This window comes from Streptomyces coeruleoprunus, from assembly GCF_039542925.1.
GTDB classification, from domain to species: domain Bacteria; phylum Actinomycetota; class Actinomycetes; order Streptomycetales; family Streptomycetaceae; genus Streptomyces; species Streptomyces coeruleoprunus.
On the sequence record NZ_BAABIT010000001.1, the window covers coordinates 1,194,074 to 1,218,157 of the forward strand.

Annotated in this window: 3 protein-coding genes; all 3 read right to left on the reverse strand. The window is 75.9% G+C overall.

The features are described from left to right. Positions 1–16 precede the first annotated feature (16 nt). Positions 17–3,277: an ACP S-malonyltransferase gene (fabD, locus tag ABEB09_RS05470; RefSeq protein ID WP_345687652.1), complete on the reverse strand. Its 3,261-nt coding sequence runs from the start codon at positions 3,275–3,277 to the stop codon at positions 17–19. Continuing rightward, the gene (locus ABEB09_RS05475) at positions 3,274–21,315 is read right to left on the reverse strand and encodes an amino acid adenylation domain-containing protein (protein ID WP_345687654.1); all 18,042 of its coding nucleotides are present in this window, start codon (positions 21,313–21,315) and stop codon (positions 3,274–3,276) included. The genes fabD and ABEB09_RS05475 overlap by 4 nt, the downstream gene beginning before the upstream one ends. A 122-nt stretch (positions 21,316–21,437) precedes the next feature. Continuing rightward, entirely contained in the window at positions 21,438–24,068 is a 2,631-nt protein-coding gene (locus ABEB09_RS05480) for a type I polyketide synthase (protein WP_345687656.1), read from the reverse strand. Positions 24,069–24,084 lie beyond the last annotated feature (16 nt).

Below are 24,084 nucleotides of genomic sequence, written 5' to 3' on the forward strand. Positions count from 1 at the left end.
GGAACGGCGGTACCGCTCAGCGGAACGCGCGGAGGCGGGTCGTGAGGTGGGCGGCGGCCCCCTCCATCAGGGTGTCGGCGATGGCCTCGACCGTACGGGCCCGCCACGGGTGGAGGTCGGTGCCGGCGACCACCTGGTTGAAGGCGCCCATGGAGGGCCCGCAGTGGACCAGGTAGTCCACCCGGGACCGCTGGTCGCCGGTGACCGCGAGGCGGAGGCCGCGCGTGAAGTAGCCCCGGAACAGCTCCGCCAGCTCCGCCTTCGGGTCCGCGCCCGGTCCCGTGGCCGCGGGCCGCTCGCCGCCCAGGTACCGGTCGAGGACCTGGGCCCTGGTGTCCTCGTCGAGTTCGGCGACCGAGCCGTGCCGCCGCCACAGCTCGTGCAGCCGGGACGCGCGGGCGGGGAAGAACACGCCGCGCTTCAGGTAGCGGGCCCGCACCCCGAGTTCGAACAGCTCGCCCCAGGGCGCGGTGTCCACGTCGTACTCGCGCGCCTCCTGGAGGATGTCCTTCACCTCGGGGCTGGTGGCGGCCTCCGGCGAGCACTGGTTGACCGATCCGGTCAGCACGAACTCCGCGCCCAGGAGGAACGCCGCGGCAGCGGCCTCCGGGGTGCCGATCCCGCCGGCGCACCCCACGTGCACGCGGTGGCCGGGCAGGGCGGCGCCGTCCCGCAGCCGCAGCACCGCCGGCAGGAGGGTCAGCAGGTCGGCGGTGCTGCTCAGCCAGCCGCCGTCCGCCTCCACGCACAGGTCGTCCGCCATGGGGCGGCCGGCGGCCGCGCGCGCCTCCGCCTCGGTCACCTCGCCCGCCGCGACCAGCCGGGCCACCAGCCGCTCCGGCGGCGGGGCCAGGAACTCGGCGGCGACGTCCGTCCTGGACACCTTGGCGATGATCCGGCCGCCCTTGAGGCGGAACCGCACCAGCGCCGGGGTGATCAGCGGGAAGCCCGAGGCCTCGACGAGGTCCACGCCGTGCCGCAGCAGCGTGTCCACCAGCGCGGACTCCTCCTCGGGTGCCCCGTGCCGGTACAGCAGGTTCACGCCGAAGGCGCCGCCCGGGCCCAGGTCGGCGACCAGACCGCGCAGCTGCTCCTCCACCTCCGCGGGGGTGAGCCCACCGGTGCCCAGGAACCCGAGGAGCCCCGCCTTCGCGGCGGCACCGAGCATGTCCCGCCCGGAGATGCCGCCGTACAGCCCGCCCAGCAGATAGGCGCGGCGCAGCCCGTACCGCTCCCGGAAGCCGTCGGCGCCGAGGGTGTCCGCGGTGACCGGCCCCGGGGTGCCGGAAGCCGCGACGGGGACGGGTACGGCCCCCGGGACGGCCGCCGGGTCCCCGGCCGGGGCCGTCCCGGCGACCGGGGTCGTCGGCGTCGCGGCCGGCGCCGGGCCCGCGGCGAGGTCCCGGGACGGCGCCGGGAGGGCCGTCGCGGTGGAGGTGATCTTGGTGACGAGCTTGGTGAGGACCCGGCCGGGGCCCAGCTCCACGAAGTCGAAATCGCCGTGGCCCATCAGGCGGCGCACCGTGTCGGTCCAGCGGACCGGGGAGGCGATCTGCGCCGTCAGGGTCTCCTTGAGCGCGTCCGGGGCGTACGGCAGGCCGTCGACGTTGGCCAGCACGGGGACGGCCGGCGGGCGGAGGGTGAAGCCGTCGAGGAAGCCGGCGAACTCCTCGGCGGTGCCCCGCATGTAGCGGGAGTGGAAGGGCGCGCTCACGTTGAGCCGGACGGCGCGGGCGCCGGCCGCCTCGAAGGCGGTGCACGCCGCGTCGATCTCGTCGCGCGGGCCGGACAGGACGAACTGGTCGGGCGCGTTGTGGTTGGCCAGGTCCAGGCCGCCGAGGCCCGCGTCGGTGAGGACCCGGGTGACGGTCGCCTCGTCGGTGCCGACGACCGCCGCCATGCCGCCGCCGCTCGCCGCGGCCATCAGCGCGCCGCGCCGCTGCACCAGGCGCAGCCCGGTCTCGAAGTCGAAGACGCCGGCCGCGAAGAGCGCGACGTACTCGCCGAGGCTGTGGCCGATCAGGTAGTCCGCCGGCTCGGGGTCCTCGGCGAGCCGGTCGAGGTAGGACAGGGCGCTCACCACGTACAGCGCGGGCTGGGTGAACTCGGTGCGGCCGAGCCGGCGCTCGGGGTCGCGCACGCACAGCTCCTCGATCGAGTAGCCGAGCACCCGGTCCGCGATCGCGGTCTCGTCGGGGAACCTGGCGAACAGGTCCTTGCCCATGCCCCGCTGCTGGGACCCCTGGCCGGGGAAGCCGTAGACCTTCATGCGGTGTGCCTTCCTTGGTGTCTTCGGTGTGGTGCGTGCCGCCGGGGCGGCGAGGGCGCGGGCCCGGGCCAGCAGATCCGGGTCGTTCCCGAACGGGCTGAGCAGCGGAAGGGACCGGGATCGCGTCCCCGCCGGGAGGTTGCCGCGGACGAAGTTGTGGAGGGTGCCCGAGGGGCCGAGGTCGAGGTAGAGGAAGTCGCCGCGGGCGCGCATCGCGGCCATGGTCCGCTCGAACTCGATGGGCCGGCGGGCCACCTGCCAGAAGTGCTCCGCCGTCGGCCGCTCGACGAGCCGTCCGTCCACGCAGGACACCCACGGCACGCGGGGCGGCGCGAACGTCACGCCGTCGAACCCGGCCCGGCACTCGTCGAGCACCCGGTCCATCAGGCTCGAGTGGTAGGCGTACTCGACCGGCACGCGCTGGTGCAGGACGTCGGCGGCGCGCAGCGCGGCCTCGGCCCGGTCCAGGTCCTCGTCCGTGCCGGCGACGACGAAGTGGCCCGGGTAGTTGCGGGCCGCGACCTCGCACGCGCGCAGCTCGGGCACGCGGTCCAGGACGTCCGGGCGGGCCAGGACGGCGAGCATGCCGCCGCGCGGTCCCGCGCGCAGGCCCTCGGCCTGGCGGACGAGCAGCCGCAGGCACTCCTGCGGGGTGATGCTGCCCGACACGGCGGCGGCCGCGTACTCGCCGAGGCTGGAGCCGAGCAGGTGGTCGGGCTCGATGCCCGCCGCCCGCAGGGTCTCCGCCAGGGCCAGCTCGATCATGACGATCGCCGGGTGCGTGAACCGGGTGTCCGTGAACGGGTCGTTCTTGCGCTTCGCCGGGTCGAGGACCCGCGCGAGGACGGACTCGCCCAGCTCCTCGGCGACGACGGCGTCATGGCGCTCCAGGGCCGTACGGAACACCTCGTCGGCGTCGTACAGTTCCTGGCCCATCCGGTAGTACTGGGAGCCCTGCCCGGAGAACATGAAGACGACGGGCAGGGGCCCCAGGGGCGGTTCGGTCATCGGTACGTGTCCCAGAACAGGCCCGGTGCTGCGGGCTCGGCGGATGCGTCGGGCGCGGCCGGTGCCTGGGCTCCGGCGGGCGTCGCGGTCCCCCGGATGACGACCCTCCGGTCGAGCGGGGGCTGCGGCAGCGGGGCGCGGGCGGCGCGCCGGTCCGCCGGGGCGGGGGCGAGCAGCAGATGCGCGTTGGTGCCGCCGTCGGCGAAGCAGTTGAGCGCGGCGACCTCGGCCGTGGCCGGCCAGGGCCGGGCCTCCCTCGGGAAGTACAGCGGGGAGGCGTCCAGGTCGAAGTGCGGCAGCGGCTCCTGACCGGACCGGAACGGCACCTGCTCCCGGTGGTGCAGCATCAGGACCACCTTGATGAAGGCGGCGATGCCCTCGGCGGCCAGCGGGTGACCGATGTTCGGCTTGACCGAGCCGAGCGCCAGGGCGGCCGGCCGCGTCCGGCCGGAGCGGTAGACGCCCTCCACCGCCTTGAGTTCGAGGAGGTCGGTGATGGCGGATCCGGAGCCGTTGGTCTCCACCCAGCCGATGTCCTGCGGGGCGTGGCCGCTGCGGGTCAGCGCCTCGGTCATGACGTCCTTCTGCGCCTGGAGGTTCGGGGTGGCCGGGCCGGCCGTGCGGCCGTCGTTGTTGACGGCGATGCCCTTGAGGACCGCGAGGACCCGGTCGCCGTCGGCCTGCGCCCGCGCCAGCGGCTTGAGGACGACGACGCCGACGCCCTCGCCGAGCACCAGGCCGGCGGCCCTGCGGTCGAACACGTGGAACTCCGCGCCGGGGTTGAGCAGTCCGCGCCGGCCGAACACCTGGTGGGCCCGGTCGTCGGCGAGCAGGCTCACCCCGGCGACCACGGCCGACTCGACGGTGCCCGCGCGCAGGGCCTGCACGGCCATGTCCATCGCCACCAGGGCGGAGGAGCAGGCGGTGTCGACCACCAGGCTCGGGCCCTGGAAGTCGAAGAACTGCGAGACGTTCGCCGACAGGTAGTTCTGCCCGGTCACCACGACCGGGTTCTTCGCCTGCTCCAGACGGGCCGGGTCCGGGGTGTGGGTGGCCCGCCCGCCGACGTACACGCCGATCCTGCGGCCCTTGAGGTCGGCCGGGCGGTAACCGGCGTGGTGCACGGCGCTGTTCACCTCCTCCAGCAGGAGCAGCGCCTGCGGGTCCATGGCCGCGACGTCCGCCTCGGAGAGCAGGAACGCCTCCGGGTCGAAGCGCAGGACGTCGGGCAGGAGACCGGCGTGGTAGCCGAGCGGGCGGCCGAAGCGCGTGTCGGGGACGGGCCGCAGGGCGGAGCGTCCCTGCCGCAGCAGCTCCCAGTACGCGCTCGCCGACGCCGCGTCGGGGAACCGGCAGGACAGGCCGACCACCGCGATGTCCGCCGTGGTCGGGGAGGCGGCGGGGGCGGTCGCGGGCGCGGCGTCCCGGGTCCGGTCGGAGGCGGCGGGCGGGGCCGGCTGCTCGGGCGCCGTCACGGGTGCCGCCGGCTCCGGGGCGACGGGGGCGACGGGCGCGGGCGCCGGGGCGGCTGGGGCCGTGCCGCCGAAGACGGCGAGGAGTTCGTCGCGGTGCTCCTCGGCGAGGTACGCCGCGAAGCCGTCGATCGTCGGGTGCTCCAGCAGCGCCGAGGGGTCGACGGACACGTCCAGCCGCTTGGCGACGGTCTGGACGAGCTGGGAGACCATGATCGAGTCCATGCCGTAGTCGTGGACCGGTACGTCGCCGGACAGCTTGGCCCGGTCGAAGCGCAGCTCCTCCGCGAGCCGGTCGAGCAGCCAGGAGGTGACGGTCTCGATCGCTTCCCGTACGCCGGCGGGTGCGGCGGAGGCCGCCGGGGCCGTGGTGGGTGCGGTCGCCGGGGCCGCCGGGGCTGCGGCGGCCGCCGCCGGTTCCGTGTCCAGGCGGCGCGACGACAGCCGCTCCGGGGACCAGTCGGCGTCCGGGCGGGCGACCACGGGCATGACCACGCGGGCGTCGCTCTCCAGGGCCCGCTCCAGGAGGGCGAGGCCCTGCTCGTCGGAGAGGGCGGCCAGGCCGGACGCCCGGTAGGCGGCGCTGCGCGCCTCGCCCATGCCGGTGTCCTTCCAGCTCGGCCACTGCACGCTGACCAGCGGCAGCCCGTACGGGCGTGCCTCGGCGACGGCGTCCAGGTAGGCGTTGGCCATGGCGTAGTCGCTCTGGCCGACGGCGAGCGCGGGGACGGCGGCGGCGACCGACGAGTACAGCACGAAAACGCTCAGCGGCTCGTCGCGGAAGCACTCCACCAGGGCGTCGACGCCGAAGACCTTGGGGCCGATGACCTTGGCGATGCCGGTCTGCGGCTTGCGTACGAACGCGGGGTTCTCGAAGTCGGTGAAGCCGGCGCTGTGGACGACCCCGCCGATCGGGCCCAGCCGGAGCCTGACGTCGGCGAGGGTCTTGGCCAGTGCCTCCTTCTCCTCCAGCGGTACGGCGACGACCTCCAGCTCCACTCCCTGCTCGACGAGTTCGGCCAGGGGGCGCAGCTTGCGTCCGAGCGCGCCGTCCTCCGCGATGTGCGCGGCCCACTCCGACCGGGGCGGCAGCTCCTCGCGGCCGGTGAGGACGAGCTTGCGGACGCCGTGGCGGGCGACGAAGTGACGGGCGGTCAGCAGGCCGATGCCGCGGGTGCCGCCGGTCACCCAGAGCACATGGCCCGCCGGGAAGCGGAGTTCGCTCTTCGGGCCGCGGGGCAGCTCGCCGAGCCGTGCGACGTGCCGTACGCCGTCGCGGTAGGCGACTTCCGCGGGGTCACCTTCGGTGGACAGCTCGTCGGCCACCCACCGGCACAGCTGCTCGTCGGCCGCGTGCCGTTCGACGTCGACGTGGCGGGAGCGCAGCTGGCGGTACTCGCTCTGGAGCATGCGGTAGAGGCCCACGCGGGCCGCGCCGCCGAGGGCGGGCACGGCGCCGTCGGGGCCGCTCCCCGTGGAGCGCGAGACCAGCAGGGCGATCAGGTCGCGGCGGCCCCGGTCGACCAGGTGCTGGAGCCAGCGCAGCCAGGTGGGCAGCGCGGCGTGCGTCGGCGGGAGGGCGTCGCCGGTGCAGCCGGCCAGGTCGACGACGGCGTCGAAGCGGTCCCAGCGGGTGTCGGGGGCGGCGAGTTCGGCGGCGAGCCGTTCGTGGTCGAGCACTTCGGCGGCGGGCAGGACGGCGGCGAGCCGGGCGGCCAGCGCCTCGGTGCCCGGGGCGGCCAGGACGGCGGTCCGGCCGGGCAGGGCCGTACGGGCCGCGGGTTCGGCCGGGGCCCACTGCCGGGTCAGCAGGGTTCCCTCGGTGGCGCTGCCAGTGGTCAGGGCGGCCAGTTCGGCGTCGGCCGCCGCCAGCCAGACGCGGTCGCCGTCGAAGGGGTAGCCGGGCAGCGCCACGCGGGCGGGCCGGGATCCGCGGTGCAGGGCCGGCCAGTCGACCGGCCGGCCGGAGGTCCAGGCGGCGGCGTACGCGGCGGGCTCCGCCGCCGGTGCTTCCCCGGCGGCCGGGCGGCGCGGGTCGACGACGCCGGTCCAGCTGTCGGCCGGCTTGCCGCCGGAGGCGAATTCGTCCAGCCGGGAGAGCAGTCCGGGCAGGTCGTGGAAGAGCACGGCCAGGCGGTGGGCCATGGCCTCGCGGCCGGTCTGGAGGGTCCAGGCGACGTCCTGGGGCGCCGGTCCGGCGCCCTCGCCGCGCAGGTGGGCGGCGAGGCGCCGGGCCTGAGCGGCGAGGCGTCCGGCGTCCCGGGCGGACAGCACGGCCAGCTGCGGGCCGGTCGTGCCGCCGGTCGGCGGCGCGGCCTCGCCGACGTACTCCTGGAGGATGATGTGGGCGTTGGTGCCGCCCGCGCCGAAGGAGCTGACGCCCGCCGTCCTGGGCCGTACGGTGCCGTCGGCGAGGACGCGGCGCGGCCACGGGGCCCGTTCGCGCTGGACCCGGAACGGGGTCTTCGCGAAGTCGATGTTCGGGTTCAGCCGGTCCGCGTGCAGCGACGGCGCCAGCTCGCCGTGGCGCATCTGGAGCAGCACCTTGGTGATCGCGGCGATGCCGGCGGCCGACTCGGCGTGGCCGATGTTGGACTTGACGGAGCCGATCGGCAGCCGCTCCGGCGTGTCGCCCTGGAAGGCCCGCAGCATGCCGGTGACCTCCACGGGGTCGCCGAGCGCGGTGCCCGTGCCGTGCGCCTCCAGGTAGTCGAGGTCGGCGGGGCGCAGGCCGGCGCGGTCGAGCGCGGCCCGCACGAGGTCGCCCTGCGCCTTCGGGTTGGGGACGCTGTAACCGGCGCCCGCGCCGCCGTGGTTGACGGCGGACGCCTTGACGACGGCCAGCACGCGGTCGCCGTCGGCGAGGGCCGCGTCGAGCCGCTTGAGCAGGACCGCGCCGGCGCCCTCGGCCGGCACGTAACCGGTGCCGCCCTCGCCGAAGCTGCGGCAGCGGCCGTCCTCGGCGAGGAAGCCGCGCTGGGCGAGCTGGAGGAACTTCACCGGGTGGCTGGAGATGTTGACGCCGCCGGCGACGGCGACGTCGCAGTCGCCGTTGCGGATGGCCAGGCAGGCCTGGTGGATGGTGACCAGCGACGAGGAGCACATGGTGTCCAGGGCGACGCTGGGCCCGTTGAAGTCGAAGAAGTACGACACGCGGTTGGCGACCGAGGCGTACGACGAGGACGTGGCGAAGCCCGTGCCGCGCAGCGCCTCCTGCACCCCGTACAGCTGGTAGTGGCCGTACATCATGCCGACGAACACGCCGGTGCGGCAGCCGCGCAGCTGCTCGCGCGTGCAGCCGGCGTCCTCCAGGAGGTGCCAGACGGTCTCCAGGAACACCCGCTCCTGCGGGTCGGTGTGCTCGGCCTCGATCTGCGACATGCGGAAGAACAGCGGGTCGAAGCGGTCGGCGCCGCGCAGGAAGCCGCCCCACTTGCCGTACGTCTTGCCGAAGGCCGACTTGTCCGGGTCGTAGAACGTGCCGTGGTCCCACCGGTCGCCCGGGATCTCCTCGACGCTGTCCCGGCCGGCCCGGAGGTTGCGCCAGAACTCGTCCACGTCGTCGGCCTGCGGGTAGCGGCCGGCGACACCGATGATCGCGATGTCGTCGCCGTGGGCGGCGGCGAGGGGGGCGGGGGCGGCCGTCTCCGAGGCGGGTGCGGCGGCCTCCGTGGCCGGTGCGGCCGGTGCGGCCGGTGCGGCCGGTGCGGCCTCCGCCGTGTCGTCCGCCCTGAACGCCTCCGGGTGCGCGGTGGCCAGGTGCTCGGCCAGCTCACGGACCGTCACGTGCTCGAAGAGCAGCGTCTTCGACAGCGGACCCGTGTGCTCCTCCAGGCGGCGGATCAGGCTCATGGTGATCAGCGAGTCCACGCCGTGGCGGTCGAACGGATCCGTGACGGCGATGTCCGCCTCGGGCGTCCTCAGTTCCTCCGCCAGCAGCCGGAGCACCAGTTCCTCGGCCCGTCCCCGGGCGTCGGCGGCAGGGGCGGCCGTGGCCGTGCGGTCGCGGTCGGCGCCGGCGGATGCGCCGCCGTCGAGTGCGGCCAGGATGCGGGCCGGGTCGCCCGGGGCGAGCAGCAGCCTGGGCGCGGTGCCGGCGAGGGCGCGCTCCAGGCCGTCCAGCGCGGGCCGGGTGCGCAGCGGGCGCATGCCGAGCGCGCGCTCCATGTACGCCTCGGCGGAGGCGTCGATCCGCATCCCGCCGTCGGTCCAGACGGGCCACGCGGCGGCGAGGGTGCGGCCGCGCCGCTCGCCCCGCAGGCGCCGCGCCTCGCGCCGCTCGGCGAAGTGGTCGAGGAACGCGTTGGCGTAGGCGTAGTCGGTCTGGCCGATGTTGCCGAACGCGGCGGCGGCCGAGGAGAAGGCGACGAAGTAGTCCAGCGGCTCGTCGCGGGTCTCCTCGTCGAGCAGCACGGTGCCGTGGACCTTGGCGGCGAGGACCGCGTCGGCGTCCGCGCGCTCCTTGCCGCGCAGCAGCCCGTCCCTGAGGAGCCCGGCGGCGTGCACGACGCCGCTCACGGAGCCGTGCGTGCGGCGGGCTTCGGCGACGAGCGCGCGCACGTCGGCCGCGTCGGCGACGTCGGCGCGCACGACGCGGGCGCCGATCGCCTCGATACGGGCGCGGGCCTCGGGTCCCGGGCCGGTGCGGGCGGCGAGGACGATCCCGCCGCCCGTCACGCCCGCGGCGCGGTGTGCGGCGGCGATGTGCTCGGCGACGAGCAGGCCGAGGGCGCCGGTGCCGCCGGTGACGAGGTGCGCGCCCCGGCCGGTGAACGCGGACGCGGTGGCGGTCGGCAGGGTCACCTGCCGCCAGCCGCGGCGGCTCCTGCCGTCCTCGCCGACGCGGATCTCGGCCTCGGGCGCTTCGCCGGTGCGGAGTTCGGCGGCCACGGCGTCGGCGAGGGAGGTGCCGGCCGCGACGGCAAGGACGCCGAAGGCGACGGACGGGTTTTCCAGGCGTACGGACCGGGCGAACGCGGCCATCGCCGGGTGGGCGGGCGACGCGGCCGGCTCGGGGTGGGCGTACAGGTAGTGCAGCGCGTCACGGCGGTCCCGCTGCCAGGCGCGCAGGAACGCGAGGGCCGCGTGGAAGCCGTACTCCACCGCGTCGCCGGGCTCGGTGCGGTCACCGGCCAGGTGCACCACGCGGACCGGCCCCGGCGGGGCGGTGCGCACGGCGGCCTCCGCGTCGAAGCCGGGCTTGAGGGCGATGCGCCGGACGTCCGCGCCGGTCGCCGCCAGGGAGGCGACCGCGTCGGTGCCGTGGTCGCCGGCGTCCAGCAGCAGGACGGTGCCGACGGGTTCGGCCGGGGCGCCGGACGTGCGGGCGGGGGCGGGCTGCCAGGCCGGGACGAACGCGGCCACGGCATCGGCGTCGGCCGTCACGGCGTCAGCCGTCACGGCGTCGGTGCGCCCGACAGCGGCCGCGGGCACGGCGTCGGCCGCGGGCACCGCCCTGAGCGTGAAGGCGCCGAGCGTGGCCACCACGTCGCCCGCCGGGTCCAGCAGGGTGACGTCGAAGGCGAGCGTGCCGGCGGGCGCCGGGCGGCGCGACGGCGTGGCGTGCGCGTACACCTGCTCGGGCAGCGGGGCGTACAGCCGGACGGAGCCGAGCGAGAACGGCAGGTACGGCACCGGGGCGGCGTCGTCGCCCGCGCCGGGCGCGAGCCGGCCCGCGGTCTGCAGGGCGGCGTCGAGCAGCGACGGGTGGAAGACGTACGCGGCGGAGCCGGCGCGCAGCGCCTCGGGGAGCCGCAGGGTGGCCAGCACCTCCTGCGGGCCCTCGGCGATCTCCTCGATGACCCGGAAGGCCGGGCCGTAGGCGAAGCCGAGCCGCGTGAAGCCCTCGTAGCAGTCGGCGCCGGTGTGGACGCGGCCGCAGCGCTCGCGCACCGCCGTGACGTCGGTGCGGGCGGGCCGGTCGCCCGGCTCGCCGAACACGAGGGTGCCGCCGGCGTGGACGGGGGCGCCGTCGGCGGCGCCGCGCACCTCGAAGGAGGCGCGGGCCCGGTCGCCGGTGACCCGGACGACGAGCGGGTGCTCCGCGGTCCCGGAGGGCAGCCGGACGGGGGCGGCCCACACCAGGCCGTCGACGCCCCGTACGGGGGTGCCGCCGGAGGCGAGTTCGCCGGCCAGGCGGCCCATCTCCAGGTGGGCGACGCCGGGCAGGACGCGCTCGCCGCCGACGACGTGGTCGCGGAGGAAGAACTCCTCGCCCGTCAGCGTCTTGGCGAAGGCCTGCTCGCCGAAGGTGGAGACGTTGGCGTCGAGCAGGGTCGGGTGCAGGCGCGCGGTGGAGGTACGCGGGGTCGCCGGGGCCGGCGCGGGGGTGACCCAGTGGCGGGGGCCGGCGAAGGGGTACGCGGGCAGGTGGACACGGCGGCGCGCGGCACCCCGGTGCAGGATCCGCCAGTCGATGTCGGCGCCGTCCAGCCAGGCGGCGGCGACGGCGGCGAGGTCCTCGCCGGGGGCGGGTTCCGCGTCCGGCCGCGACTCGGCGCGCCCGGTGCGGACCGCCGACGGGCGGCCCGCCAGGTGGGCGGTCAGTTCGGCGCGCAGCGCGGCGGTGCCGTCGGCGACGACGGCGAGGCGGTGGGCCATCGGCTCGCGGCCCACCTGGAGGGTGTACGCGAGGTCGCCGGGCGGCACGTCGTGCTGTTCCAGGTGGTCGGCGAGCCGCTGTGCGGAGCGCCGCAGCGCCTCGGCGTCACGGGCGGAGAGCACGAACAGCTGCTCCGCCGCACGCTCGTCGCGGGTGTCCGGCATGTGTGGTTCCTCCAGCACGATGTGCGCGTTGGCCCCGCCGAAGCCGAAGGAGCTCACCCCGCCGCGGCGCGGGAGGGCGTTTCCTGCGGCGTCGCGCGGGCGCGGCCAGGGGCGGGCGGTGGCGGCGACCTCGAACGGGCCGCCGTCCAGCTCCAGATAGGGGTTCTGCTCGCGGAAGTGCAGGCTGGCCGGGACGGTGCCGTGCCGCAGCGCGAGGGCGACCTTGAACAGTCCGGCGATGCCGGCGGCCGCCTCCAGGTGCCCGATGTTCGTCTTGACCGAGCCGATGGCGCAGGCGGCGGGCGCCGCGTCCGCCCCGCGCGCGTCCCGCAGCCGGCGGAACGCGGTGCTCAGCCCGGTCGTCTCGATCGGGTCGCCCAGGGCGGTGCCGGTGCCGTGCGCCTCGATGTAGCCGACGGTGTCCAGGGGGACGCCGGCGGCGCGGTAGGCATCGACCAGGAGGTCGGCCTGGGCGTCGGGGTTGGGGGCGGTGAGGGACGTGGTCCGGCCGCCGTGGTTGACGGCGGCGGCCTTGATCACCGCGTGGACGGCGTCGCCGTCGCGCCGCGCCCGCTCGTCGGGCTTGAGCAGGACGACGCCGGCGCCCTCGCCGCGGACGTAGCCGTCGGCCCGGCTGTCGAAGGCCTTGCAGCGGCCGTCGGGGCTCAGCATCTCGCCCTGGCTGAGCGCCTCGTACACGCTCGGCGAGAGGATGAGGCTGACGCCGCCGGCGATGGCCAGGTCGCAGGTGCCGTCGCGGAGGGCGGCGCACGCCTGGTGGACGGCGGTGAGCGAGCCGGAGCAGGCGGTGTCGACGGCGATGCTGGGGCCGCGCAGGTCGAGCAGGTACGACACCCGGTTGGGGATGATCGACAGGGCGGCGCCGGTGAGGGTGTGGCCCTCGGTGCCGCGCCCGGCGGCCCGCTGCACCTCCAGGTAGTCGGAGTTGGTGACGGCGACGAACACGCCGACGCGCTTCCCGGCCAGTTCGGAGGGGCGGTAGCCGGCGTCCTCGACGGCCGACCAGACGACCTCCAGCATCAGCCGCTGCTGCGGGTCCATCAGTTCGGCCTCGCGGGGCGAGATGCCGAAGAACGCGGCGTCGAAGCGGTCGATGCCGGGGGCGAAGCCGCCCCAGCGGGAGCGGGAGCGGGGCTGGTCGCGCCAGTCCCAGCGGTCGGCGGGGATCTCGCCCACGAGGTCGTCCCCGGCGGCGAGGTGGTCCCAGAACGCCTTGAGGTCGGTGGAGCCCGGGAGGCGGCCGGCCATGCCGATCACGGCGATGTCGCCGCCGCGCCGCTGCCCGGAGGGCTCGCCGACGTCGGGCCGCTCGTCGGCGGCGGGCCGCTCCTCGACGGCGGCGGCCACGGTGCCGTACCGGGCGGTCAGCTCGGCCGGGTGGTGCTCCCACAGGTGCTCGGCCAGCGCGTGGAGGGTGCCGCGGCGGTAGAACAGCGTGGGGTAGACGGAGATGCCGTACGCCTTGCGCAGTGCGGTGCTGAGCGCGGTGAAGCTCACCGAGTTCATGCCGGCCTCGCCCAGCGGGGTGTGCGCGCCGATGTCCTCGGGGCGCAGCACCGCCAGCGGGGCGGCCAGGGCGGCGAGGTCGGCGATCAGCTCCCGGAGGCGGCCCTCGGGCGCGGCGGCGGCCGGTGCGGGCCGCGTGCCCCCGCCCTCGCCGACGCCCTCGCCGCCCACGCCGTGGCGGGCGCGCAGGTCGGGCAGCGGCAGCGCGGCGAGCGTGCCGCGGTCCACCTTCTCGTTGAGGGTGCGCGGGAAGCCGGTCACGCGGACGAGGGCGTCGGGGACCATGTGGTCGGGCAGCCAGGCCGCCAGCTGCCGCCGGGTCGGCTCGGCGGCCCCGTCGGCGAGGACGTAGCAGGCGAGCAGGGTGTGGGTGCCCGCCTCCTGTCCGCGGGCCACCACGACGGCCTCGCGGACGCCGTCGAGGCGGCGCAGGGTCGCCTCGATCTCCTCCAGTTCGACGCGGAAGCCGCGCACCTTGACCTGGGAGTCGATCCGGCCCAGATACTCGACGCGGCCGTCGGGGAGCCTCCGTACGAGGTCGCCCGTGCGGTACATGCGGGCGTCGGGGCCCGCCGCGAACGGGTCGGGCAGGAACCGCTCGGCGGTCAGGTCGGGGCGGCCCAGGTAGCCGTCGGCCACGCCGTCGCCGCCGATGTACAGCTCGCCGGCGACGCCGGTGGGGACGGGCCTGCGGGCGCTGTCGAGCACGTGCAGCAGCGTGTTGGCGATCGGGCGGCCGATCGTGACGCGTTCACCGGCGCGCAGCCGGCACGCGGCCGACCAGATGGTGGTCTCGGTCGGTCCGTACAGGTTCCACACCGCCCGGTTGCCGGCGAGGAGCGCCTCGGCCGTGGCGGCGGGCAGCGCCTCGCCGCCGCACAGCACGGTGAGTTCGGGGTCGCCCTGCCAGCCGGCGGCGAGCAGCATGCTCCAGGTGGCGGGGGTGGCCTGGATCACCGTGGCGCCGGAGCCCTCGACGGCCTCCCGCAGCCGCACCCCGTCCCGGGCGTCCTCGGCGGGCAGGACCTCCACCGTGCCGCCGGTGATGAGCGGCAGGTACAGCTCCAGGCCCGAGATGTCGAAGCAGACGGTGGTGAGGGCGAGCAGCGTGTCGCCGGGCCCGACCCCGGGCTCCCGCGCCATCGACCAGAGGAAGTTGGTGAGGGCGCGGTGCGGGACGCGGACGCCCTTGGGGCGGCCGGTCGAGCCGGAGGTGTAGATGACGTACGCGGTGTCCGACGGGCCGGCCGGGCCGGGCGAGGGCACGGCGGGCGGCTGCTCACCGGTGTCGACGACCAGCCGCGGCACGGTGCCGCGGCCGCCGGCCCCGACGGCGGAGTGGGTGAGCATCAGGTGCAGCCCGGCGTCCTCGGCCATGTACGCGAGGCGGTCGGCCGGGTACGCCGGGTCGAGCGGCACGTAGGCGCCGCCGGCCGCCTGGACGGCGAGGAGCGCCACCGGCAGGTCCGCGTCGCGTGGGAGCAGCACGCCGACCGTGCGGCCCCGGCCGACGCCCGCGGCGGTGAGGCGGGCAGCGAGGGCGTCCACCCGGTCCACGAGCGTGCGGTACGTCAGTTCGGTGCCGCGGTGGCGTACGGCGACGGCGTCGGGCCGGGCCTCGGCGTGGCGGCGCACCAGCTCCCAGACGAGGGTGTCGTGCGGATAGTCCGCGGGGGCGGGCGGGGCGAGCAGGGCCCGCTCGTCCTCGGTGAGCGGGTCCAGGGCGCCCACGGCGGCCGTCGGGGCGTCGACGGCGGCGGCGAGGAGGGTGGTGAAGTGGGCGCCCAGGCGCTCGACCGTGGCCTCGTCGAAGAGGTCGGGGTCGTACTTGAGCGTGTAGCGGCAGCCCTCGGCCTGCTCGACGACCTCCAGGGTCAGGTCGAACTCGCCCTCCTGGTGGACGCCTTCGACGGGGCCGTGCACGAGGCCGTCGCCGGAGCCGTCGGCGCGGGTGCCGCGCGTCCAGTTCTGGAAGTAGAACGCGACGTTGAACGGGGTCGCCGCGGCCCCGGGGTCCTCGCGGCGCAGGTCGTCGGCGAGGCTGATCAGCGGGTAGGCGCTGTGCTCCAGCGCGCCGAGCACGGTGCGGTGGACGCGGCGGACGAGGGAGCGGAACTCCTCGGCGCCGTCGATCCGTTCGGCCAGGACGACCATGTTCATGAAGTAGCCGAGCACGTCGTCGTAGCCGGTCGGCGGGCGGCCGGCGGTCGGCGTGCCGACGGCGATGTCGGCCTGGTCGCCGTAGCGGTGCAGCAGCGTGAACCAGGCGGCGAGGACGACGCCGAACAGGGAGGTCTGCTCGGCGGTGGCGAGGGCGCGGGCGCGGTCGGCCACGGCGGCCGGGATGTGGCCGTCGACGGCGGCGCCGCGGTAGCCGGGAACGGGCGGGCGGGGCCGGTCGAGGGGCAGCGGCACGGTGGTCCTGCGGCCGCGCAGCCGCTCGGTCCAGTAGGTGCGCAGGCGCCGGCCCTCGTCGCCCGCGAGGAGGTCGCGCTGCCAGGCGGTGAAGTCGGCGTAGCCGCGGGCGGGCCGCTCGTACGGCAGGGGACGGCCCGCGCGGGCCGTGCGGTAGCCGCGCTCCAGCTCGGCGATGAGCAGCGCGATGGAGACGCCGTCGAACACCAGGTGGTGGAAGGTGAGGAGCAGGGCGTGGCGGCCGTCGCCGAGGGTGTACAGCGTGGCGCGCACGAGCGGGCCCTCGGCCAGGTCGAAGGGGCGGCGCAGGTCGGCGCGCATCCGCTCGCGCAGGTCGTCCTCGGCGACGGTGGTGAGGAAGACCTGCTGGAACGGCAGTTCCGGTTCGGCCGCGATGCGGACGAACGGCCCGTCGTCGCCGGTGCGGACGGTGGCGCGCAGCTCGTCGTGCCGGTCGACCAGGTCCTGGAGGACGGTCCGCAGGGCGAGCACGTCGAGGTCGCGGTCGAGCCAGAGGGCGAGCGGCAGGTTGTAGGCGTAGGTGCCGGGCGCGATCTGCTCGATCACCCACAGGGCGCGCTGCCCCTCGGACAGCGGGTGGGTGGTCTGCTCGGCGTCGGTGCGGGGCCGCAGGACCAGTTCCGCGGCGGCGGTGGCGGCGGACGCCTGCGGGGCGGCGGCGGGCGCGGCCTGTGCCGCGGATATGACGTCGACGGGAGGTGCGGCCTGGGCGGCCGGCTCGGCGGCGGTCGCCTCGGCCAGCCAGGTGGCCGTGAGGTGGGTGGCCAGTTCGCGCAGGGTCGGGCGTTCGAAGAAGTCGCCGAGGGGCACGGTGACGCCGAACGTCTCGTCCACCGCGGAGACGATCTTCATGCCGCTGAGCGAGTCGAAGCCGTAGTCGGCCAGGGGGCGGTCCGGGTCGATGCGCTCGTCCAGTTTGAGTACCCGTTCGACCAGGGCCCGCAGGCGCTCGCCGACCGTGTCGGCGCTGCTGCTGCCGGAGGCCGTGGCCGTCGCGACGGCCGACGGCGCGGGGGACGGGACCGGGGCGGCGTTCAGCACCACGCCGTCGCTCTCCGCGACCAGGACGGTCTGGCCGAGCGCGGCGTCGTCCCCGCCGAGCGCCCTGACCGGTGCGTACCCCTCCTCGTGGAGGAGCCGCGTCCAGCCGTCGGGCGAGGCGAGCGGCGAGTCGGGCATGCGCAGTTCGCCGTCGTCGAAGAGCCACCAGCCTTCAAGGACGCCGCCGCCGATGGTGAGGAGCGGCCGTACGGAGGTCAGTTCGTTCAGTACGAGCCAGCCGCCCGGCTTGAGCAGGGCCTTGGCCTTGCGCAGGGTGGCCCGCAGGTTGCTGGTGGCGTGGACCACGTTGGTGGCCACGACGAGGTCGGCGGAGGCGGGCGCGAAGCCCTGCTCGGCCAGGCCGCGTTCGAGGTTGAGCACCTGGAAGCGGGCGAACGGGTAGCGCTCGGCGAAGCGTTCGCGGCCGTACTCGATGAAGCGCGGGGAGATGTCGGTGAAGGTGTAGCCGACGCGGCCGGGGTGCTCGGCCAGTGCGGGCAGCACCCGCTCGCTGGTGGCGCCGGTGCCCGCGCCCAGCTCCACGACCCGCACCGTCGCGTCGCCGGGCAGCTGCGGCAGCCGGACGTCGAGGTAGCCGCGGACGGTGTCGCGGACGAGCACGTTGAAGGAGTCGGTGAGCGGGTTGCCCTTGTAGAAGTTCTGCACCAGCTTCATCGAGGAGCCGGGGAACATGATCTCGGTGGCGCCCACCTCGCCGCGCAGGATGCGCGGATAGGCCTGGAGGAACAGCCGGTTGAGGGTGACCGTCGGCTCGATGTCCGGGTACGCGGCGGCGATCCGGTCGAACTCGGCCTCCCAGGCGTCCGCGGCCTCCGCCTCGTCGACGTCGTCGACCGCAGCGGTGGTGGTGACGACGGCCCCGTCACGGGTGAGGAAGCCCGCTCCGGCGAGGATGTTGAGCAGTGCCTCGTGCAGCCGCTCGAACCTGTCGAGGATGCCGAGGCGCCGGCGCAGCTCCTCGGCGTGGTGCCGTTCGCCCGAGCGCCGCAGGACGCCCATGCGCTGGTAGACACCCAGCAGCATGGGTGCGGAGACGGCCTCCAGCTCCTCGTAGCCGGCGAGGACGCGGGCGGCGGCGGGGTCGGTGCCCGCGGTGGAGGCCAGGCGCGGGGCGGCGGCGGCCAGGGCGGCCGGGAGGCCGCCGGCCAGGGCCTCACCGTCGAGCGCCGGGTCGTGTCCCATGGCCTCCAGGGCGCGGTGGCCGGCGCGGATGGGCATGGCCTGGGGCAGGCCGCCGGCAAGGACGCGCCGGACGGCGGCGATGCCCTCGGCGGCGCTGAAGCCGGTGATGCCGAGACCGGCGAAGATCTCCGCGAGGCCGGGCTGCGCGCCGGAGCCGACCTTGCCCCAGTAGCCCTGGTTGATCACGGTGACGGGGTACGGCAGCCGCTCCCGCAGGAACAGCGCGTACGCGTCCTCGGTCGCCGAGGCGCAGATGTAGGCGCCGTTCCCGGCGAAGCTGCCGAAGGAGCCGGCGGAGGAGAAGAAGGCGAGGAAGTCCAGCGGCTGGTCCGCGACGGCCGCGGCCAGCGCGGCGGCGCCCTCGGTCTTCACGCGGGTCGCCGCGGTGAAGGAGTCCTCGTCCAGGTCGGCGAGCGCGTGGTTGTCGAAGACCATCGCGGCGTGCACGACTCCGTGCAGGGCGCCGAACCGCTCGTGCGCCTCGGCCACGGCGGCGGCCAGGTCCTCCGCGGAGCAGGCGTCGCCGCGTACGTGGGCGACGTCGCCGCCCGACGCGCGCACGGCGTCCATGGCGGCGCGCCCTGCGTCGTCGGGCGCGCTGCGGCTGAACCACACGAGGCGGGCGCGGTGGCGGCGGGCGAGGTCGAGGCTCAGTTCGCGGGCGATGCCTCCGGTGCCGCCGACCAGCAGGTAGACGCCGCCGTCGCGGAAGCCGGGGCCGCTCCGCCCGGCCTCGGGCAGCTCCACCTTGCCGAGGCGGCGGACGTAGCGGACTCCGGCGCGCAGGGCGACGGTCCGGCCGCGGCCGTCGGCCGGCTCGGTGAGGATCGCGTCCACGAGGGCGTGCGCGGCCGCCTCGCCGGTCACCTCGGCGGAGGCGAAGTCGAGCGCGCACACGCGGAGTTCGGGGCGCTCCTTCGAGACGACCTGGAGCAGACCGTGCATGCCGGCGGCGAACGGGTTCTCGACGGTGCTGCCGGCCACGGCGTGCACGTCGCTGGTGACCACGACGACCCGGGGGGCGCGCGTGGCGCGGACCAGGTGGAACAGGGACAGCGAGCCGTGCCGGAGCTGGTCGCGGACCTGGTCGAGGCCGACGCCGTCGGCGATGCGCGTGCCCGCGCCGCCGAGGTGGAGGACCAGGTCGGCGTCGTGCGTCCGGTCCAGCCAGGCGGTGGCGGGCTGTTCGTCGACGCGGACCAGCTCCACGCGGGCGGCGGGGCGGCGGGCCGCGATCGCCTCGCCGAGCCGGTGGGACGCCTCGGTCACCAGGACGACGACGCGGTCGGCGGGGGGCGCGGGGGCGACGGCGGGTGCGTGGTCCCGTACCCACAGCGGGCGGTAGAGGTCCGGTACGTGCGCGGTCTCGGGCTCGGCCGGGCCGGCCGTCGTGACGGGCTCGGGCGCGGCCTGCCGGGGCGGTTCGGGGATCCAGTAGCGCTTGCGGGCGAAGGGATAGCCGGGCAGTTCGACCCGGCGGGCCGCGGCGGGGGTGATGCGGGACCAGTCGACGTCGGCCCCGGCGACCCAGCGCTCGGCCACGCCGGCCAGGTCGCGTCGCGCCAGCGCCCGTTCCAGCGCGTCGGCCTCGTCCCCGGTGAGGACCACCCGGGCGCGGGCGGTGCGGCCGGTGCTGATCCGCCCGTCGGCGGTGCCGGCGGCGTACGCCTCCAGCAGGTCCGCCGCCTCGGCCGGGGAGCCGGCGGGCAGGGCGAGGCGGAACTCGTGGGCGGTGCGGCCTGACTGGAGGGTGTGGGCGACGTCGGCGAGCCGCACGGCTTCCGCGTCGGCGGGGGCTGGGGCGCCGGCGACGGGCGAGGTGGCGGCGGCCGCGTCGTCCGCGGGCCGGAGCAGGGGCGCGACCGCCCGGGCGAGCGCTCCTACGGTGTGGGCCGCGGTGGCGGCCTGCGGCAGTTCGCCCCCCAGTTCGGCGGCCAGCAGGGCGTGGTAGCGGGCGCGCTCGGCCACGCCGAAGCCGCAGTCCGCGAGGTCGGTGCCGAGGTCGAGGAACTCCGGTTCCACACCGGCCGTTTCGGCGGCGAGCCGCAGGCAGAGGCGCTGGGCCTCGGCCAGCAGGTCCCGGTCCCGCGCCTGTGCCCGCCGCTGCGGCACGGAGCCCCGTCGCAGGAAGGCCGCCAGGTCGCCGGCGTAGGCGCGCAGCCGGTCCTCGCTCTTCGCGGAGAGGACCAGGAGCTGCGGCGTGCCGGGGTCCACCGGCTCGACGGGGACGGCGGGCCGGTGCTCCTCGACGACGACGCAGGCGTTGGCGCCGCCTCCGCCGAAGGAGCTGACGACGGCGCGCCGCGGGCCGTCGGCGGCCTTCCAGGGCTGGAGGGTCTGCTGCACCTCGAAGGGGGTGGTGGTGAAGTCGATGTCCGGGTTGCGGCGGGCCGAGTTCAAGGACGGCACGAGGGTGCCGTGGCGCAGCTGGAGCAGCACCTTGGTGAGGCCGGCGACACCGGCCGCGGACTCCAGGTGGCCGATGTTGGACTTGACCGAGCCGACCGCGACGGTGGGTCTGCGGTCGCGCTCGGCCGGGTCGATGCGCCCGCCGAACGCCTCGGTCAGGCCGGCGATCTCGATGGGGTCGCCCAGCGGGGTGCCGGTGCCGTGGGCCTCCACGTAGCCGATGGTGCCGGGCTCGGCGCCGGCGCGCTGGAGCGCGGCGCGGATGACCTCGGCCTGGGCGGCCGCGCTGGGCACGGTGTACCCGCCGGTCTTGCCGCCCGCGTTGATGGCGGAGCCGCGGATGACGCCGAGGACGCGGTCGCCGTCGGCGAGCGCCGCCTCCAGGGGCCGCAGGAGGACGGCGCCGACGCCCTCGCCGTCGACGAAGCCGTCCGCGTCCGCGCCGAAGCTCTTGAGCCGGTCGTCGTGCGAGATCATCCCGCGGTCCGCGAGCATGCGCAGGTGCATGGGGTGCAGGATCAGGTTGACGCCGCCGGCGATCGCGGCGTGGCACTCGCCGGACCTGATGCTCTCGCAGGCCAGGTGGATCGCGGTGAGGGAGGCGGAGCAGGCGGTGTCCACGGCGAGGCTGGGGCCGGTGAAGTCGAAGGTGTAGGACACCCGGTTGGCGATCGACCAGTGGTTGGAGTGCGCGTCGGTGCGGACGCCGAGGGCGGTGGCCTCGCCGCCCATCCACTCGTAGTTGTTGTTCATCACGCCGGCGAACACCCCGACGGGGCCCTTCGCGGCGAGCCGGGCCGCCGGGTGGCCCGCGTCGTCGAGCACGGCCGCGGCGGTCTGGAGGAACAGCCGTTCCTGGGGGTCCATCGCCTCGGCGTCGGCGGGCGATATCTGGAAGAAGAGCGGGTCGAACTTGTCGACGTCGTCGATGAACCCGGCCCACTTGCTGTAGCTGCCGCGGGTGCCCTCGGGGTCGTGGTGGGCGTCGGCGTCCCAGCGGTCGGCGGGCACCTCCCGGATGCAGTGCCGGCCCGCGACGAGGTTGTCCCACAGCTCGCCGACCGTTCCGGCCAGCGGGTAGCGGCCGGCGACGCCGACGATGGCGATGCCGTCGGCCGCGGGTGTCTGGGCGGGGGCGGAAGCTCGTGCCAGCAGGCTCAGCAGCAGCTTGCGCTTGTCGTCCACGGTTGCTCTCTCTCACAGGTCATCGGTCGGCCGCTGCGGGCCGGGGCGTAGCGCCGCTGGGGTCCCGGCGCGGGCGGGCGCCGGGACCGGGTGCTGAGGACGGGGGCCCTGCCGAGGGGCCGTCAGGCGGTGGTGTGGTGACGGGCCGCTGCTCGCTGGGCCCGCCTCGATGTGCGGGCGGCGGGCGTGCCGGGGCTCTCGGGGCCGGGCGTGAAGCCCATGAGTTCGGTGAGGTTGTCCACGAACGTGCGGATCGTGGGGAACTCGACGAACGACGTCGCCGGGACCTCGAAGTCCAGTTCCTCGCCGAGCTTGGCGACGACCTCGATGAGCACCAGCGAGTCCAGGCCCAGATCGAAGAGGTTGGTGTCCAGGGCGGCGAGGTGGCGGCCGCCGAGGACCTTGCCGATCTCCTCGACCAGGTAGTCCGTGATGAGCCCGGCGTTGTGCCGCGGGTCCTCCGGGTCGAGGCGGTCGACGAGCCGGTCGGTGTCCCGCGGGGCGGGGGCGGTGGTGTGGGCGCCGGGCTCGACCCAGTGCCGGCGCCGTTCGAAGCGGTGGGTCGGCAGCGGCACGCGGCGGACCTCGCTGTCGGCGTGGACGGCCGCGAAGTCGAGGTCGGCGCCGAGCACCCACTGGTCCGCCGCGAGCGTCAGCAGGTGGGCCGTGCCGGCCGGTTCGCCATCGGCCGGGGCGAGCCGGGCCGCGTGGCGTCCGGTGCCGTCGAGCAGCGCGTCGAGGGCCGGCGGGGCGGCGGGTCCGGTCCAGGCGTCGGCCAGGCGGCTCTCGTCCTCGGTCATCCAGCGGCCGGTGCGCGGGGACACGACGGGCAGCCGCGGCGGTGCGAAGCGGGCCGGCCGGGTCCCGTCGGCGAGGGCCAGCGCGTCGGCGAGGGGCAGGGCCTCGGCGAGGGCGGCGGCGACGGCCAGGCCGGTGCCCTCCGCGGCGAGCCCGGCGGGGGTGACGCCCCAGGCGACGAGGGTGGCGGCGAGCGCGTACTCGTGGACGAACGCGGCGCGCGGGCCGGCCTCGCCGAGGACGGTCGCGGCCTCGCCGGGCCGGCCGAGGGCGGTGGCGCACGCGTCGGCGGCGGACCGGTACGCGGACACCGAGCCGTACAGCTCGGCGCTGTCGGCCGGGTCGGCTCCGGTGGCCGTCAGGACGAACACGGGTCCGCCCGGTTCGCGCCCGGCCACGCCCTGCCGCAGCCGCTCCTCGTCGCCGAGGGCGAGGGCCATGGCGGCGTCCCGGGTGCCGCGGGCGACCAGGGCGAGCCGGTGGGAGTGGGCGCGGCGGCCGAGGCCGAGGGTCTGCGCGACGGCGCCCAGGTCGAGGTCCGGGTGGAGCTTGAGGTGGCGGGCCAGCGCGGTGGCGGCCTGCTTCAGGGCGGCCTCGGAGCGGGCGGACAGGACCAGCAGCTCGCGGTCGCGGCCGCGCGGGGCGGCGGTCCTGGCCGGGGGCTCCTGGAGGATGACGTGGGCGTTGGTGCCGCCGATGCCGAAGGAGCTGACGCCGGCGCGGCGGGGGCCTTCGGCGTCGTCCCACTCGGTGGTGGCGGTGCTGACGAAGAAGGGGCTCGACGCGAAGTCGATGTCCGGGTTGGGAGAGGTGAAGTGGAGGCTGGGCACCAGGGTGCGGTGCTCCAGCATCAGCGCGGTCTTGATGAGGCCGGCCATGCCGGCGGCGGTGTCGAGGTGGCCGATGTTGGTCTTCACGGAGCCGAGCGCGCAGTAGCCGGTGCGGTCGGTGCCCTGGCGGAACGCCTCGGTGAGCGCGGCGACCTCGATGGGGTCGCCGAGGGGGGTGCCCGTGCCGTGCGCCTCGACGTAGCCGATGGTGTCGGGCTCGACGTCGGCGACCTCCTGGGCGTCGGCGATGACGGCGGCCTGGCCGGCGATGCTGGGCGCGGTGTAGCCGGTCTTGCCGGAGCCGTCGTTGTTGATGGCGGAGCCCTTGATGACGGCGTGGATCCAGTCGCCGTCGGCCAGGGCCTCCTTGAGGCGCTTGAGGACGACGGCGCCGGCGCCGCTGCCGATGACGGTGCCTCGGGCGTCGGCGTCGAAGGCGCGGCAGTGGCCGTCCGGCGAGAAGATCATGCCTTCCTGGTACTGGTAGCCCTGCTGCGGCGGGCCCAGGTGCACGGCGCCGACGAGGGCGAGGTCGCACTCGCCGCCCAGCAGCGCCAGGCACGCGGTGTGCACGGCGACGAGGGACGTGGAGCAGGCGGTGTTGATGTTGACGCTGGGGCCGCGCAGGTCGAGCTTGTACGAGACGCGGGTGGCGAGGAAGTCCTTGTCGTTGGCGAGCATCAGCCGGTAGTGGTCCACGGAGGACGCGGCCCGGTAGCGCTCGCCCAGGTTGTGCAGCAGGTAGGTGTTCATGCCCGCGCCGACGTAGACGCCGATGTGGCCGTCGGTGCGGTCGGGGTCGTAGCCGGCCCGCTCCAGCGCTTCGAGGGCGCACTCCAGGAAGACGCGGTGCTGCGGGTCGAGGATCTCGGCCTCGTCCTGGGTGAACTGGAACAGCTCGGAGTCGAACAGGTCGACACCGGGGATGGTCTGCCCGGCCTTGACGTAGCGCGGGTCGGCGAGCCGCTCGGCGGGCACGCCGGCCGCGAGCAGCTCCTCGTCGGTGTAGCGGGTCAGGGTCTCGCGGCCCTCGCGCAGCACGTCCCAGAAGCGGTCGACGGAGTCCGCGCCCGGGAAGCGGCAGGCCATGCCGACGATCGCGACGTCGGAGTCGGAATAGGTCATGGTGGTTCTCCCTGGT